Here is a 17025-nt window from a genome sequence, read left to right as displayed (position 1 = left end):
TAAGTGTAATTTTAACACTTAAATAAATTTAACCACATATCTTATGAAATTTTTTATTGACACTGCTAACTTAGAGCAGATAAAAGAAGCTAACGACCTCGGAATTCTGGATGGCGTTACAACCAATCCATCTTTGATGGCAAAAGAAGGTATCAGCGGAACAGAAGCTATTTTGCAACATTACAAAGACATTTGTGACATTGTTGATGGTGCTATCTCAGCGGAAGTCCTTTCTACAACTTACGAAGAAATGATTGCAGAAGGCGAAATTCTTGCCGCAATTCATCCAAATATCGTCGTGAAGATCCCAATGATTAAAGACGGCGTGAAAGCTTTAAAATATTTTTCCAACAAAGGAATCAAAACCAATTGCACATTAATTTTCTCTGCTGGACAAGCTCTTTTGGCAGCAAAGGCTGGTGCGAGTTATGTTTCTCCGTTCTTGGGAAGATTAGATGATATTTCGACAGACAGTTTGAATCTTATTGAAGAAATCCGTCTTATTTTCGATAATTATGGCTACGAAACAGAGATTTTAGCGGCTTCTGTAAGACACAGTATGCACATCATCAATTGCGCAAAAATTGGTGCAGATGTCGTGACTTGCCCGATTCAGCCGATTCTTTCGTTGTTAAAACATCCTTTGACAGATTCAGGACTGGAGCAGTTTATCAAAGATTCACAAAAAATGCAATAATTTATGCAGCACGATATTTCAAAACTCAATAATATCGCTTCGCAGGTGAGAAGGGATATTGTAAGAATGGTTCACGCCTGTCAGTCAGGTCATCCCGGCGGTTCGTTGGGTTGCACAGACTTTCTGGTCGCACTTTATTTTGATGCGATGAAAAGAAAGGAAGGATTTGATATGAAGGGTAAAGATGAAGACGTATTTTACCTTTCCAACGGTCATATTTCCCCTGTTTTCTACAGTGTTTTGGCGCACGCAGGTTATTTTGATAAATCGGAACTGGCAACTTTCAGAAAACTGAATTCAAGATTGCAGGGACATCCAACTACACACGAACATCTTCCAGGAGTTCGTATAGCTTCCGGTTCTCTGGGGCAAGGAATGTCTGTGGCAATTGGTCACGCAGTCGGTAAAAAGCTGAACAAAGATGAGAATTTAGTGTTCACACTTCACGGCGATGGTGAGTTGCAGGAAGGGCAGAATTGGGAAGCTATAATGTATGCCTCTCACAACAAGGTTGATAATTTGATAGCAACCATCGATTACAACGGGCAACAGATTGACGGTCCAACTTCAAAAGTCCTTTCTTTGGGTAATCTTAAAACCAAATTCGAAGCCTTCGATTGGAAAGTTCTGGAAGTAGAAAAAGGAAACGATATGGAAGAAATTCTCAAAGTTCTGGACGAAGCAAAATCATTAACGGGACAAGGTCAGCCTATATGTATTCTTCTGAAAACAGGAATGGGTCACGGCGTAGATTATATGATGGGAAGTCACGCGTGGCACGGAAAAGCACCTAACGATGAGCAATTGGCAAAAGCATTAGACCAACTCGAAGAAACTTTAGGAGATTATTAGACTTTAAATTATTTGGGCAGCTTGATCCGCCTTCCGTTCCCGCTTTTTTGCAAATTCCCGAGGCTTTTTCCATTGTGAATTCGCAAAAAGAGCTCCACTCAAGTCGGGCTGCGAACGATTCGCCGTTCCAAACCAATCAATTATCATAAAAGTTAGAAGGTTAATATTTTCTTTCTCCGCTAAAAACAAGGGATTTTGTTTTTATGTTTTTTGCAGGTCGCTCCTACGGAGCTTGATTCTCTGAACTTAATTTTTCTATTAACGGTTCGCCACGCTGTGGCTGTGTCTTAATAGGTTTTAGATTTTAATAAATGCTCCATAGGAGCGAACTGATAATAGGAAAAAACAGTTTTGCAATTACAAAACCTCGTAGAGGTGACCTGTAAAGGTTTCATTATTTATTTTAGACAATAAAAAATCATTATGGCAAAAACAGAAAACAAAACATTCGATATAATTTCCTTAGTCAATTGCGTACACCTAATTGCTTAGCTGAGTTTACGCCTTTGCGAACGAAAATATTCTCAATACAAAAAAAATCTTTGCGCTCTTTGCGTTTAAACAACCATCAACAGATAAAAACAATGAAAAAATATACCTACACAGAAAAAAAAGATACCCGAAGCGGTTTCGGAGCCGGTCTTGCAGAACTGGCAGATAAAAATCCTGATGTCGTAGCACTTTGCGCCGACCTTATCGGTTCCCTTAAAATGGAGAAATTTATCGAAAAAGCACCCGAACGTTTTTTCCAAATTGGAATTGCTGAAGCCAATATGATTGGTATCGCAGCTGGTTTAGCGATAGAAGGCAAAATTCCATTTACGGGAACTTTCGCCAACTTTTCTACCGGAAGAGTGTACGACCAGATTCGTCAATCGGTAGCTTATTCCGATAAAAACGTAAAAATCTGTGCTTCTCACGCCGGACTGACTTTAGGCGAAGACGGCGCAACACACCAGATTCTGGAAGACATCGGATTAATGAAAATGCTTCCCGGAATGACGGTTATCAATACCTGCGATTACAACCAAACCAAAGCGGCAACTATTGCAATTGCAGATTATAAAGGTCCTGTTTATCTGCGTTTCGGAAGACCTGTGATTCCTGTTTTCACCGATGAAAATCAAACTTTTGAAATCGGAAAAGCCTGGATGGTGAACGAAGGAAAAGATGTAACGATTATTGCAACCGGACATTTGGTTTGGGAAGCGATAAAAGCAGGAGAAATGTTGGAAGAGCAGGGAATAGATGCAGAAATCATTAATATTCATACCATCAAACCTCTGGATTCTGAAGCGATTTTAAAATCAGTAAAAAAAACAGGATGTGTCGTAACTGCTGAAGAACACAACAGATTAGGCGGTTTGGGAGACAGCGTTGCTCAGCTTCTGATTACGGAACATCTTGCGCCTCAGGAATATGTTGCCGTAAACGACAGTTTCGGAGAAAGCGGAACTCCCGATCAACTGATGGAGAAATACGGATTGACTGCCAATGACATCGTAGAAGCCGTTAAAAAAGTAATGAAAAGAAAAAAGTAATATTAGACTTAAAAATAAACTTTCCGATTTTTGCTAAAGATTTCATTAATCAAAATATGAAAAAAATAAGATGGGGAATTCTGGGTACAGGAACTATTGCTCACAAATTTGCAGCAGACTTGAAGTATGTAGAAGGTGCAGAATTGACTGCAGCCGGATCTCGCTCACTGGAAAAAGCTCAAAGTTTTTGCGAAGATTTTAACATTCCATTCAGTTTTGGGAGTTATGAAGAGCTTGCAGAAAGTAATGTGGTAGATATCATTTACATCGCAACACCGCACAACCTGCATCACGAAAATACGTTGTTATGTCTGAATAATGACAAAGCTGTTCTTTGTGAAAAACCATTTGCCATGAACGCAAAACAGGCAACTGAAATGATTGAGTTATCCCGTCAGAAAAAACTATTTTTGATGGATGCCTTATGGACAAAATTGCTACCTCATTATCAAAAAATGATGGAGATGGTGAAAACCGGTGTTTTTGGAGACATAAAAGTGGTTTTAGCTAATTTCGGTTTTCAAGCCAATGCAGACCCGAATTCTCGTTTGCTCAACCCAGAATTTGGAGGAGGATCATTGATGGATATTGGTATTTATAATGTTTTTACAGCATTGGATGTTCTGGGTAAACCGGATGAAATTAACGTCAGCATTGTTGCGACAGAACAAGGTGTTGACGAGCAATGTGGCGTTATTTTTAAGTATAATAACGGGAGTATGGCAAGTTTGTTTTCGACTTTATCAGCCGATCTTGCTACCGAAGTAGAAATATGCGGTACATTGGGTCGTCTGAAATTAACCACCCCTTTCTATGAACCTTCGTCAACTCTGGAATATTATTCCAATGGACAGAAAAATATCATTGGACTAGAACAGAATGTTGGATTTGGCTACCAGTTTGAGGCACGTCACGCTACAGAATGCCTGCAAAATGGTCTTACCGAAAGTCCAATCATAACTCACGCCGGGAGTCTGTTGCTGATGCAAACTTTAGACAGAATCCGCAATTTGTCAGGAATTGTTTTTCCTGATGAATGAAATTAAGAACCTGTTTAAATCGTATTCAATAAAATTATTATGCAGAAATAATTATTAAAGAAAAATATTCCTCTCGCAGATTAAAGGGATTTTGCAGATTTATTTCAGTCATAAAAATCTGTGTAATTTGCTAAATCTGCGAGATTTTAAAATTTAAACAGCCTCTAAATTATTTTTTTAAGATATTACATTACTTTTAATCATTTAATTGATGAAATGGTATTTAAAATATTCTGATTAAGTAAAGCATTATTCACAATTTTTATTTTAAAATACCTCTGAAAAAGCATAAATTGCAGTCATCTATGAAGGAGAAATTAATCAATCATACTACAGAAGGATTCCAGGCTTTTTTCCAGTCAGAACCGGAAAGTTTTTTTCTGGCGCCGGGAAGAATTAATATTATTGGTGAACACGTCGATTACAGCGACGGTTTTGTACTTCCTGCCGCCATCGACAAACATATCTGTTTTGCCGTGAAAAAGGTGGATGACTCAGAAACCTGCACTTTTTTCGCCAAAGATTTTAATGAATGTTTCAGCTTTAACGTTAATCAAAAACAAACTCCGGTTGAGCAGACTTGGGTCAATTATTTGCTGGGCGTTTTCAATGCCATTCAGGAAAACGGGAAACAGATCGGCGGTTTGCAGATTGCTTTTAGCAGTACGATTCCAATGGGTTCAGGTTTGTCTTCTTCGGCAGCTTTGGAATGTGGTTTTGCCTATATTCTCAATCAGGTTTTCGATTTAAATTTATCTAAAAAAGAATTGGCACTTATTGGTCAGAAATCTGAACATACCTTTGTTGGTGTAAAATGCGGAATTATGGACCAGTTTGCATCCGTTTTCGGTAAAGAACACCAAGTAATTATGCTCGATTGCAATTCTCTGGAACATCAGTATTTTGAAGCTAATATTGAAGGGTACAGTCTGGTGCTTTTCGACAGTTGTGTAAAACATACGCATCTTACTTCCGGTTACAACGACCGAAGAAATGATGTTGATAACGGAAAGAAAGTTTTGTGGGAAAAATTTCCGGAAGTAGAAAAATTCAGAGATTTCAGTTTTTCAATGCTTGATGCAGTTAGAGCAGAAATAGGAGAGACGTCTTATAAAAGATGCCTTTATCTTTTAAAAGAAATCAAAAGGGTAGAAAAGGCTGCCAAAGCTTTATCAGAAGGCGATGTGGAATATTTAGGAGAACTTCTTGTCGAAACGCATTCCGGACTTTCAACAGAATTTGAAGTGAGTTGTGAAGAACTTGATTTTATGGTAGAAGAAACTTTAAAGGAAAACGGTGTTTTGGGTGCAAGAATAATGGGTGGTGGTTTTGGTGGATGTAGTATCAATCTTATAAAAGATGAAAATGTAAATGAAGTGATTAAAAACATCAGTGCAAAATACAAAGTAGATTTTGATATCGAAATGAAAGTGTACCGTGTAAAAATATCAGATGGAATTAATGAATACAGAAGAAATGAATTCGTCGTTTAATCAAAAAAAACATCCTCACAGAAGATATAATCCGCTTTTGGATGAGTGGATTCTGGTGTCGCCGCAACGAGCCAACCGACCTTGGCAAGGACAAACCGAAAAAGTTACCGAAGAAAAACTTCCCATTCACGACCCGAATTGTTACTTATGTTCGGGAAATGTGCGTGTCAATGGGGATAAAAATCCTGATTATAAAGGTGTTTTTGTTTTCGAAAACGATTTTGGTTCTTTGATGAAAGATGATGTTGAATTTTCTGAAGAACAGTCGGATTTTTTTACATTAAAACCGGAACGCGGCATCAACAGAGTCATTTGTTTTTCGGAAAATCACAGCCTGACTTTGCCGGAAATGGAAGTAAGTGATATTAAAAAAGTGGTAGATGTTTGGCAGGAACAGTATAAAGAATTGGGCGCTGAAGATTACATCAATCATGTCCAGATTTTTGAGAATAAAGGAAGTGTGATGGGATGCAGCAATCCACATCCTCACGGCCAGATCTGGGCGCAGTCATCAATTCCGTCTACTGTTTTGAGAACGCAGGAAAATCTGAAAAAATACTTTGATAAAAACAGAAATTCACTTTTAGAAGACTATGCTAAAAAAGAACTGGAAATCAACGAAAGAATCATTCTGGAAAATGAAGATTTTGTTGTTGTTGTGCCATTTTGGGCAGTCTGGCCTTACGAAACGATGATTATCAGCAAGAGAAAGGCTGAAAATATTTTAGAATTTTCTGACTCTGAAAAACTTTCTTTAGCGGCGATAATAAAAGATTTAACCACAAAATACGACAATCTTTTTGAAATTTCTTTTCCGTATTCAGCGGGAATTCATCAATCACCAACAGATGGAAAACTACATCCAGAATGGCATTTTCATATGCATTTTTATCCGCCGTTGTTGAGAAATGCCGAAGTGAAAAAATTTATGGTGGGCTACGAAATGCTGGCAGAACCGCAACGCGACATCACGCCGGAACAAAGTGCTGAAATATTGAAGAATCTTCCATCTGTTCATTATAAAAAGCTTTAGGTAAAATTTATAAAAATCTATAGTTCAATTCATTAATTATTGTTTTTAAATCAAATTTTAATAAGTTCAAACATTTAAGAGATCAAAAGCAATCTGTATTCACCGTCATTTTCAATGGGTGCCCGATGAATACAAGGTAAAACCTGTTGTTGAGGATGATCTACAGCTAATTTCCACAGATGACCCAACTTTAAATTTACAGGTACAGCATTAGGCTTTGGATGGTAATGCAGATCAAAATAATTTTCCCTGATAAAGGATTCAAACTGATCTTTTCTACCATGATATAATGATTTTATCTTTTCAAGAATTTCAGGAATCAGGATTTTTTGTATACTCTGATCATTAGGCAATATATCACTTGTAGCACCATAATACGTGCATAAAAAGGTGTCGATTCCAATATCAGAGCGGTCTGCATGATAAGAATAAACATCTGTTGCGATGAAATCAAAATCCAGATCACGTTCGTAGTTTTTAATTAAATTCAGTGATGGAGACGCTCCGAACTCGATTAATAATTGTAAATCAGACAGAATGGTTTTTCTTGCAAGATGACCATTTCCTGAAAGCTCCAGAGCTAAAAGATCTTCCGGATAAACTTCTGTGATATCTTGTTTCAATTTAAGCTTTGTTACGATCTCTTCAAAATCACCTTGCAAATTTCTGTCCCAACAGACTGCGTTCATTTCGCCCTGAAAGGGAGTTTCTACAAGTTTTGAAAAAGAGGAAACCACTTCAATTTGACTATTGTCAGTAAATACATTGTTCATAGAAAAAATAATTTTGATTAGCAGACAAACAATGAATACCGTTCAGTGAACGTATTCTAGTCCCCATTTGTACAATTCATTAATGATTGGCTCCAATTCTTCTCCTTTTTTTGTTAAGGTATATTCTACAGTAGGTGGTACGGTTGCAAAAACTTTTCTTATGACAATTCCGTTTGCTTCCATATTCTTTAATTCTTTAACCAACATTCGGGTATTGATATTAGAGACAAGTCGTTCTAATTCACTGAAACGCTTTTTACCGGAAAATAATGCATATATAATTGACATAGACCATTTTCCTCCAATAACACCCAAAATCTCCTGAAGTGCACATTTCTCATCATTTTTTTTTATTTTTTTTGTATTCATAACTTTTTGATTTTGTTGAAGGCTGTACTTTTTGTTATTACTGTACAAAAGTGTTACTACTTGCAAAAGTAAAGTATTGTATTTTACTTTGCAACTCATTTTTAATAACAGAATATGGATTTAACATTAAAAGGACAGGTTGCCTTAGTAACTGGCGGAACAAAAGGCATTGGTAAAGCTATTGCAGATACATTAAGAGACAAAGGTGCTCAGGTCGTCATAGCTGCACGAACCGGACCTGTAGAAAACATACATCAGCATCACTTTATAGCTGTAGATCTCAATCATCAGGAAAGTGCCGAGACTATTGCAAAAGAAATTATGGAAAAATATGGCAGAGTAGATATTATTGTAAATAATGCAGGTGCCAATTTAAGTCCGGGTGGTGGTTTTAGCACTCTTTCAGACGAACACTGGTACAATGACTGGCAATTAAATTTTTTGTCGGTGGTAAGAATCAACAAATCGATGCTGCCGATAATGATACAACAAGGAAGTGGGGTTATCATCAATATTTCCACAGGTGCTGCAAAACAGCCGATCTGGGAGATGACCATGTCTTACTCGTCTGCAAAAGCTGCATTGAATGCATACAGCAAAGCATTGGCAAACGAATTGGGTCCGAAAGGAATACGTGTAAACGTCGTTTCACCTGGTGTAGTCAAAACGCCACTTATGCTGGATTTTATTAAGAATATAGCAGAGTCTTCTGATATTACATTTGAGGATGCCTTTACATCTGTGATCGAAAAAGTAGGCGTTCCGCTGGGCAGAATGGCAGAGCCTGAGGAAATTGCCGGTCTTGTTGGCTTTTTGGTTTCAGCAGAAGGAAAATATATTACCGGAGCCAACTATTCGGTAGATGGTGGTGCTTTACCTGTCATCTAAAACTAAACTGTATTTCTCAAAAAACTCAGATTGAAAAATAAAACTGAACTATACCCAGAAAAAAACCGGTATCAATAAAAATCTTGAGTTTTTATAGATTGTTAATCTGTTGAATTTAAGCAATTTTCAGAATAAAAAAGCAAATTTATGTACTGTATTAAATATTTATTTACTTTTGTAAAAAAAAACTATAATATTTAATGAAGAAAAAAGTTGTCCTTGTTCAAGATAATGCCGAAATTCTTGACATCATGGATCAGGTATTGGATGAAGCCGGATTTGATGTGATAGGATCGCTTACGACAGAACCAATAGAAAATGTAGAGGAGATTGATCCGGATGTAGTGATTGTTGATGACCACATTAAAGGAAAAGTTAAAGGTTCGGAAGTGATCAAAGAATTAAAATCTGATCCTGATACGGAAGATATTCCGGCTGTCCTGACTTCAACTTCAAGCAGTATAAAAGATATTGCGAAGGAATGTAAAGCTGATGATTATATTGAAAAACCATTTGGCATTGATGAGATGATCGATGTCGTAAAGAGAAATGCCTGATTGTTCTTTTACTTATATCAAATTAATTTAATGGTAGAGCAATAATCAAGAACAAAAATAGAAAATACAAAAAGAGCCTGATGATCCGGGCTCTTTTTTGTGACCAGATCTAAATTAATACTTTAACTTATTTCAGTTGATTGAATTTTACATTTACAAACCTTAGACCGAAGAGTTTGTTATTTTTTTTGATTAATCAGAATATTGATTTGAAATTGAAACAAATTGGCAAAATAATTGTAAACAGATTTCAAAGAGAAGAGTAATCAACTCAAATATTCTAAACCAATCAAATTTTATTATTATGAAAAATTCAATTCTGACTTTGTTGGCATTAGCTGCAATCACGGCATGTAACAAAAAAGAGAACACCACAACAGCTGATTCTACGGCAGACACTACTGCCACCATGAGTTCACCGCAAGACACTCAAACTACACTCAGCGATTCTGCAACAGTTTCGAATACAGCGGTAACAGAAAAATCACTTAGCGAGCAGGACAAGAAATTTGCTGATGCTGCCGCAAGAGGCGGAATGATGGAGGTAATGATGGGCAATCTCGCTGCGAAAACTTCAACGAATACAACGGTAAAAGCGTTAGGCGAAATGATGGCAAGAGATCACGGAAAAGCGAGTGAAGAACTGAAAAACTGGGCATCAGCTTCAGGTTATACTTTGCCGACAAGCTTAAATACTGAGCAACAGAAAAAGCATGACGAGCTAAAGGCTAAAAAAGGAAGCGACTTTGATAAAATGTATACAGATCTAATGGTAGCAGATCACAAGAAAGATATTGCCGAGTTTAAAAAGCAAGCTTCGGAAGGCTCAGAAACTTCTCTGAAGGATTTTGCAGGAAAAACGCTTCCTACTCTGGAACATCACCTTATGGAATCAGAAAAAGCCAAAACGGCAGTCAAATAAAGGATTACTTTAGTATTATTAAAAGTTATTTCTGTAAAAGCATGATCTGAAAGATTAGTTTTGCAGGAATAACTTTTTATATAAATTATTATGTCACAGCAATATTTTAGCTATGTGCTTGATTTTGAAAATTATAAAAAATATTTCCTGTGAGTCACCAGAATGTTTTCTCTGATTATTTACTTCTCTTTAGCGTATAAACTTCCTTCCTCAGATCGCTTATTGTGGTTATCGTGTGATTGATGTGCTGAATTATGTTGTAAAGAGTCAGTCTGAGTTCTACATTAGAATCAATATAATTTGAGAAAGTCGGGACGATGATATATTTTCCGGAAACTAAATTTCGCTCAATCAAATATTCATCTTGAAGGTTTATTTTTATTTTAAAATCACGTTTGAGATATATTAATATCAGTTGATGAAGTAAGTTTTTGTGTAATCTGAGTTTTTTCATTGTGTTTAAGGCTCTGCTGAATGTTCCACTTGCCATAGTAAGTATAAATATCATGCCATAAATTAAAAAAAATTACTTAGTGAATTATAAATGGAAGAAACTTAAATATATAATTTTGAGTATAATTCCTATATTTGTATCTGAATGAAATATCTTGTACTTATATTCACATTGTATCTTCTGGCAATTTCTTTAATGCCGTGCAATGATGTGAACGATAAATTCAGTTTTTCAGAGACCAAAGCAGAAAGACAGCAGGATAATCATCAATCTGGTCACAGTGATATTTGTAGCCCTTTCTGTACCTGCAACTGCTGTCAGATGACGGTTGCATCTTTTAAGATTGATCCTTTATTAGAGCTTCCTTCGCAGGTTCAGATTTATTTTTCAAAGAAAATTCTTTTTCAGAAAAACGATTTCGCCTATCAAGTTTACGGTCATATCTGGCAACCTCCCAAGATTTAATTTTTATTGATTTTTTGAAATTTTAATTTCAAATTTTTGTGAAGACTTTTCAGTTTTCAGAACTCACATGCTGTTGCTTTCTATTTGAAAGTTATATTCAAGTGTGAAAAGCAGGCAATTTCAAATCAATATTAAATACAATTCTGTGTTAGATAAAATTATAAAATTTAGCATCAGCAACAAGATTATCATTGGTATTATGACCTTGTTGCTGATCGTTTGGGGAGTTTGGAGTGCCACAAAACTACCTATTGATGCTGTTCCGGATATCACCAACAATCAGGTTCAGATCATTACTGTTTGTCCTGCATTGGCAGGGCAGGAAGTGGAGCAGCTGGTCACTTTCCCCATCGAGCAAAGTATTTCAAATGTTCCTGATATTGAGGAAACCCGAAGTATTTCAAGATTTGGGCTTTCGGTAATTACAGTCGTTTTCAAAGAAGAGGTCGATGTATATTTTGCACGTCAACTGATCAGTGAAAAACTAAAAGAAGCCGCCGAAGAAATCCCCAAAGGAGTTGGAATACCAGAACTGGCTCCTGTAAGTACAGGTTTGGGTGAAGCTTATCAATATATTCTGCATCCGAAAAAGGGAAGCGAACATAAATATTCAAGTATGGAACTCCGTACAATGCAGGACTGGATCGTACGGAGACAGCTCAACGGAACACCCGGAGTTGCAGAAGTCAACAGTTTTGGGGGTGAGCTGAAACAATATGAAGTGGCAGTCGATCCCAATCGGCTTCGCGCAATCGGAGTAAGTATTTCCGATATTTTTACAGCACTGGAAAAAAACAATCAGAATACAGGAGGAGCGTATATTGATAAAAAGCCAAATGCTTATTTCATCCGTGGAATTGGTGTCGTTACGTCTTTGGAAGATATAAAAAATATTGCCGTAAAAAATGAAAACGGAAGTGTTCCGGTATTTGTAAAAGATGTAGCCGATGTACGTTTGGGAAGTGCAGTCCGTTACGGTGCAATGACTTACAATGGAAAAGTAGATGCCGTGGGAGGAATAGTAATGACCTTAAAAGGGGCAAACAGCAATGAAGTTGTTAATTTAATTAAAGATAAAATCCCGACCATTCAAAAATCGCTTCCCGATGATGTTTTGATAGAACCGTTTTTAGACAGAACAGACTTGGTTGGAAGAGCCATCAACACTGTTGAGAAAAACCTGATAGAAGGCGCTTTGATAGTTATTTTCGTGCTTGTTGTTTTTCTGGGTAATTTTCGGGCAGGACTTATCGTTGCTTCTGCAATTCCCTTGTCATTGCTTTTTGCTTTAGGAATGATGAATGTTTTCGGAGTGAGCGCCAATTTAATGAGTTTGGGCGCGATCGATTTTGGCTTGATCGTTGACGGGGCCGTTATTATCGTAGAAGCAACGCTTCATCATTTAGGGTTAAGAAAATCGAATCAAAAATTAACGCAGGAGGAGATGGACGAAGAAGTTTTTCTTTCTGCCTCAAAAATACGAAACAGTGCTGCTTTCGGAGAAATTATTATTCTCATTGTTTACATTCCAATTCTGACTTTGGTAGGTGTTGAAGGGAAAATGTTTACGCCAATGGCTAAAACAGTAGGCTTTGCAATTTTAGGAGCACTGATTCTTTCTTTGACTTACATCCCAATGATGAGCGCATTGTTTTTGTCTAAAAATCAATCGAATAAAAAGAATTTTTCAGATAAAATGATGGATAAACTACAACGTATTTACCATCCTTTATTGGAAAAAGCGATAAAAATCAAAGGAATTATTGTTTCTGTTACCATTCTTTTATTTGCGGTCAGCATTTTTCTATTCAGCAGAATGGGAGGAGAGTTTATTCCTCAATTGCAGGAAGGTGATTTTGCATTTCACTGTATTTTACCACAGGGAAGTTCATTAAGTCAGAGTATTGAGACGTCAATGCAGGCTTCAAGAATTATTAAAGAGTTTGATGAAGTAAAAATGGTGATTGGAAAAACCGGTTCTGCAGAGGTTCCTACCGATCCGATGCCACCGGAAGCTTCAGATTTAATTATTGTTTTAAAACCTCAGAAAGACTGGAAAACAAAGAAATCCTATGATGAACTGGCAGATGAAATTTCTGAAAAACTTGAATTGATTCCCGGTGTTTTTTTTGAAAAAAATCAACCGATACAAATGCGTTTCAATGAATTGATGACCGGAATACGGCAGGATGTAGCCGTGAAGATATTTGGTGAAAATCTGGATTCTCTCACTGTTTATGCCGATAAGGTGGGAAAAATAATTCAGACGGTTGACGGAACGACGGCTCCACAAATTGAGAGAATAAGCGGACTCCCACAGATCAATGTGGAATATGACCGTGTAAGAATGGCGAATTACGGTTTGAATATCGAAGATGTAAACAATGTATTAAGCACTGCATTTGCCGGGAAAAGTACCAGTCAGGTCTTTGAAAATGAAAGACGTTTTGATCTGGTTGTACGTCTCGACAGTCTTCACAGAACCAATATTGATGATGTAAATAATCTGATGGTTTCAACAAGTTCAGGAAGCCAGATCCCGCTTTCACAGATTGCCAATATCAGTTACAAATTGGGTCCCGCTCAAATAAGCCGTGAAGAAGGAAAACGCAGAATTGTAATCGGATTTAATGTAAAAGACCGCGATGTGGAAAGCGTTGTGAATGATATTCAGGAAAAATTGGATCAACAGGTGAAGCTTCCTTCAGGATATTATTTTACGTATGGCGGACAATTTGAGAATCTGCAGGCTGCTAGCAAACGTCTGATGATTGCAGTTCCGGTTTCTTTGCTGCTTATTTTTATGCTGCTGTATTTTACTTTTAATTCAATTAAACAGGCTGCTTTGATTTTTACGGCAATTCCTATGAGTGCGATTGGGGGAATTTTCGCGTTGCTTGTAAGAGATATGCCTTTCAGCATCAGTGCAGGAATAGGATTTATCGCTTTGTTTGGTGTCGCAGTTCTGAATGGGATTGTTCTCATAGGAACTTTTAATCAATTGGAAAAAGATGGCGAAAATGATATTTTAAAAAGAGTTTTTAAAGGGACCAAAGCAAGGCTCAGACCTGTTCTGATGACTGCTGCAGTAGCATCGTTAGGATTTTTACCAATGGCAATTTCCACGGGAGCAGGAGCGGAAGTCCAGAAACCTTTGGCAACCGTTGTGATTGGCGGTTTGATCACAGCAACTTTCCTTACTTTATTTGTTTTGCCAATGTTATATATTATTTTCAATACCCAATTTACAAGAGGTAATTTTAAATTGAGATCTTTGACAACAGCTATTTTTTTAGGGTTTTTATTTTTCGGACAAACATTGAATGCACAGACAACTGAAGTTTTTACGGTTGAAAAAGCAACGGAAATAGGATTGAAAAATAATCATCTAATTCATTCAAAAGATCTTGATATAAAAGTTTCCGAAGCGTTGAAACCTACGGCAAATGAGCTTCCCAAAACGAATGTAAATGTGCAGTTGGGACAATACAACAGTCCGAAATTTGATCAGTCGTTTTCCATTTCGCAGAGCATTCCGTTTCCCACCTTGTTTAAAGCGAGAAAAGATCTGATTGCTGAAGAAATTAAAGCCAAACAAATTAATAAAGAAATCTCTGCAAATGAATTAGCAAAACAGATCAGAACGTATTATTATCAAATAGATTACCTGCAGTACAATCAATTGAAACTGATGAAAATGGATAGTCTTTATCAGGATTTTATCAGAATTGCAACGGTGAGATATAAAGCAGGAGATATTAAAAAAATTGAAATCAATACGGCAGAAACTCAAAAAGGAGAGATTGATCTTTTATTGAGTCAAAATAAAGTATATCTCAACAATGCCTATAAAAATTTAAAAACGCTTCTTAATACTTCGGATCTTTTCGAAATTCCTCTCATTAAGGATTACAAACCTCTGAAAGCAGAATATGTTCTGGACAGTACTGCAATTGCCAATCATCCGACCGTAAAAGCAATGTATCAGGAAATGGAGATTGCCGAAAAGAACAAAAATGTAGAAAAATCACAAGGTTTGCCGGAATTTAGTCTTGGATATACCAATCAGTCTCTTACCGGTTTTCATACACTCAACGGTCAGGAAAAGTATTTTGATGCGGGAAACCGTTTTCACGTTGCCAATATTGGAATTTCAATTCCGCTGACTTTCGGAGCTACAAAAGCAAAAATCAAGTCTTGGGAATATCAGAAACAGATGGCGGAATCTAATGCAAAATTGCAGCAGAAACAGCTAGTTACACAACTGGAAAATGCATTCAGCCAATACAATCAGGATGTTCTGCAATATGAATATTATATCAGTCAGGCTTTGCCGAATGCAGAGAAAATCGTTAAAGCTGGGCAACTTGGCTACAAAACCGGAGAGATTTCTTATGTGGAATACCTTTTTGCGCTTCAGACTGCAACCAATATTCAGCTAAAATATCTGCAATCTATTCAGGAAGTGAATCAGTCGGTTATTACTATTAATTATTTAATCAACAAATAAAATGGAACTCAAATTCAAACAAAATATCCTCTATATCTCGCTCGCTTCTGTCTTTCTTTTAAACTGCGGAAAAAAAGATGCCGCCAACGATTCTGAAAGTGAAATAAAAACCGAACAGACTGAAGATCATCACAGTGAAGATCCGAAAACCATTGCTTCTATTACCGAATATCAGATAAAAACAGTAGGAATTACTTTAGGAAAAATTGAAATGAAAGAACTGACAGCAACGATAAAAGCCAACGGTTTATTGAGGGTTCCAAACAATAATAAAGCTACCGTAACGTCACTCTACGGAGGGATGATCAAAACCATCAATGTACAGATCGGGGATTATATAAAGAAAGGACAGGTTATCGCAACAATCGGAAATTCAGAATATATCCAGGTACAGGAACAATATCTTACCGTGAAAAGCAGGATCGTTTTTGCCGAACAGGAGTACAGAAGACAGAAAGAGCTGTTTGACAATGATGCAGGAGCCAAGAAAAATCTTCAAAGCTCAGATTCTGAACTGAAAACTTTAAGAACTCAGAAAGCATCTCTGCAGAAACAGCTTCAGATGATGGGAATCAATCCTGCGAACATCAGCAATGGAAATCTGCGTTCGGGATTGGTGATCACTTCGCCGATCAGCGGTACAATCAGTACAATTAATGCTCAGATCGGAAGTTATGTAGATATTTCTTCACCTGTTGCAGAAGTGATTGATAACGGTTCGATTCATCTTGATCTGCAGGTTTTCGAAAAAGATCTTCCCAAAATGAAAACAGGGCAGATCGTACATTTTAAACTTACAAACAATCCTGAAACGGAATATGATGCAAAAGTATACAGCATCGGTTCTTCTTTTGAAAATGAAAGCAAAACGATTTCCGTACACTGTACAGTTATCGGAAATAAATCAGGATTGATTGACGGAATGAACATTACAGGAATTGTAAGTCTGAATAATACCACAACTCCTGCTGTTCCCAATGAAGCCATCGTAGAAGCAGACGGAAAATTTTATATTTTTATACAAACCAACAAAAAAGCCGAACAACATGAAGCTGAAGCCAAAAGTGAAAGCAAAACGATTAATTTTGAAAAAATAGAAATTGTAAAAGGTTCTTCCGATATGGGTTATACAGCAATAACTCCGGTTAAAGAAATTTCTGATGAGACCAATATTGTGGTAAAAGGTGCTTTTTTTGTGAATGCTAAATTGAGTAACTCGGGGGAGCATGAGCATTGATCGAGCTTAATTATCAAATGAAAAACTATCCGAAGCTTTTTAATGAAAAGATGAATAGAATTACAAACAAAAAAGACAAAACATAAATGCTTTGCCTTTTTCAATATAAATGATTTGGTGTGTGGTGTGAAGTCTATCTATAAGTCAATTATTTGCAATTCACATTATGATTTTCAGTCATCTTAAAGCTGTAT

General features: G+C 36.7%; 15 protein-coding genes. 12 read left to right on the top strand and 3 right to left on the bottom strand.

Translation table 11 applies throughout. The features are described from left to right. The first annotated feature begins 43 nt into the window (after positions 1-43). From fsa to AC4FQ5_RS11210, 6 genes are all read left to right on the top strand, one after another. Positions 44-697 (top strand): fructose-6-phosphate aldolase, encoded by a 654-nt coding sequence (fsa, locus tag AC4FQ5_RS11235; RefSeq protein WP_491143323.1) that lies wholly within the window; start codon positions 44-46, stop codon positions 695-697. Positions 698-700: 3 nt separating this feature from the next. After that, entirely contained in the window at positions 701-1549 is an 849-nt protein-coding gene (locus tag AC4FQ5_RS11230) for a transketolase (protein ID WP_491143322.1), read from the top strand. Between the two features lie 584 nt (positions 1550-2133). Then, the gene (locus AC4FQ5_RS11225; RefSeq protein WP_491143320.1) at positions 2134-3090 is read left to right on the top strand and encodes a transketolase family protein; all 957 of its coding nucleotides are present in this window, start codon (positions 2134-2136) and stop codon (positions 3088-3090) included. A 56-nt stretch (positions 3091-3146) separates the two neighbouring features. Then, complete coding sequence (locus tag AC4FQ5_RS11220; protein WP_491143319.1) at positions 3147-4130, top strand: Gfo/Idh/MocA family protein; 984 nt, start codon at positions 3147-3149, stop codon at positions 4128-4130. A gap of 305 nt (positions 4131-4435) precedes the next feature. Next, positions 4436-5623 (top strand): galactokinase, encoded by a 1188-nt coding sequence (gene galK / locus AC4FQ5_RS11215; protein WP_491143318.1) that lies wholly within the window; start codon positions 4436-4438, stop codon positions 5621-5623. Then, the gene (locus AC4FQ5_RS11210) at positions 5592-6656 is read left to right on the top strand and encodes a UDP-glucose--hexose-1-phosphate uridylyltransferase (RefSeq protein ID WP_491143316.1); all 1065 of its coding nucleotides are present in this window, start codon (positions 5592-5594) and stop codon (positions 6654-6656) included. The genes galK and AC4FQ5_RS11210 overlap by 32 nt, the downstream gene beginning before the upstream one ends. Positions 6657-6730: 74 nt before the next feature. On the opposite strand, the gene AC4FQ5_RS11205 is transcribed toward AC4FQ5_RS11210, so the two are convergent. Both AC4FQ5_RS11205 and AC4FQ5_RS11200 read right to left on the bottom strand, forming a co-directional pair. Then, on the bottom strand, positions 6731-7429 hold the full coding sequence (locus AC4FQ5_RS11205; RefSeq protein ID WP_491143314.1) for a DUF1826 domain-containing protein: 699 nt from the start codon (positions 7427-7429) through the stop codon (positions 6731-6733). A 42-nt stretch (positions 7430-7471) separates the two neighbouring features. Further along, positions 7472-7897: a winged helix-turn-helix transcriptional regulator gene (locus AC4FQ5_RS11200; protein WP_491143313.1), complete on the bottom strand. Its 426-nt coding sequence runs from the start codon at positions 7895-7897 to the stop codon at positions 7472-7474. A gap of 15 nt (positions 7898-7912) precedes the next feature. Between AC4FQ5_RS11200 and AC4FQ5_RS11195 the strand changes: the two genes are divergently transcribed. The 3 genes from AC4FQ5_RS11195 to AC4FQ5_RS11185 all read left to right on the top strand — a co-directional run bounded on the left by AC4FQ5_RS11195 (position 7913) and on the right by AC4FQ5_RS11185 (position 10165). Next, positions 7913-8686 carry an SDR family oxidoreductase gene (locus AC4FQ5_RS11195; protein WP_491143311.1) on the top strand — a complete coding sequence of 258 codons (774 nt, stop codon included), beginning with the start codon at positions 7913-7915 and terminating at the stop codon, positions 8684-8686. A 200-nt stretch (positions 8687-8886) separates the two neighbouring features. Continuing rightward, positions 8887-9243, top strand: coding sequence for a response regulator (locus tag AC4FQ5_RS11190; RefSeq protein ID WP_491143310.1), 357 nt, complete (start codon positions 8887-8889; stop codon positions 9241-9243). 304 nt (positions 9244-9547) lie between these two features. Then, a complete protein-coding gene (locus tag AC4FQ5_RS11185) occupies positions 9548-10165 on the top strand; it encodes a DUF4142 domain-containing protein (RefSeq protein WP_491143308.1) in 618 nt (205 codons plus the stop codon). Between the two features lie 175 nt (positions 10166-10340). Here the strand turns inward: AC4FQ5_RS11185 and AC4FQ5_RS11180 are convergent, their stop codons facing one another. Beyond that, complete coding sequence (locus AC4FQ5_RS11180; protein WP_491143306.1) at positions 10341-10673, bottom strand: hypothetical protein; 333 nt, start codon at positions 10671-10673, stop codon at positions 10341-10343. 90 nt (positions 10674-10763) lie between these two features. Between AC4FQ5_RS11180 and AC4FQ5_RS11175 the strand changes: the two genes are divergently transcribed. The 3 genes from AC4FQ5_RS11175 (at position 10764) to AC4FQ5_RS11165 (ending at position 16831) form a co-directional block, all read left to right on the top strand. Further along, complete coding sequence (locus AC4FQ5_RS11175) at positions 10764-11084, top strand: DUF6660 family protein (RefSeq protein WP_491143304.1); 321 nt, start codon at positions 10764-10766, stop codon at positions 11082-11084. A gap of 145 nt (positions 11085-11229) precedes the next feature. Beyond that, positions 11230-15594, top strand: coding sequence for a CusA/CzcA family heavy metal efflux RND transporter (locus tag AC4FQ5_RS11170; protein ID WP_491143302.1), 4365 nt, complete (start codon positions 11230-11232; stop codon positions 15592-15594). 1 nt (position 15595) lies between these two features. Continuing rightward, positions 15596-16831, top strand: coding sequence for an efflux RND transporter periplasmic adaptor subunit (locus AC4FQ5_RS11165; protein ID WP_491143300.1), 1236 nt, complete (start codon positions 15596-15598; stop codon positions 16829-16831). Positions 16832-17025 lie beyond the last annotated feature (194 nt).

Source organism: Chryseobacterium sp. DT-167 (assembly GCF_058310155.1).
This window is presented reverse-complemented; position numbering and strand designations above follow the sequence as displayed.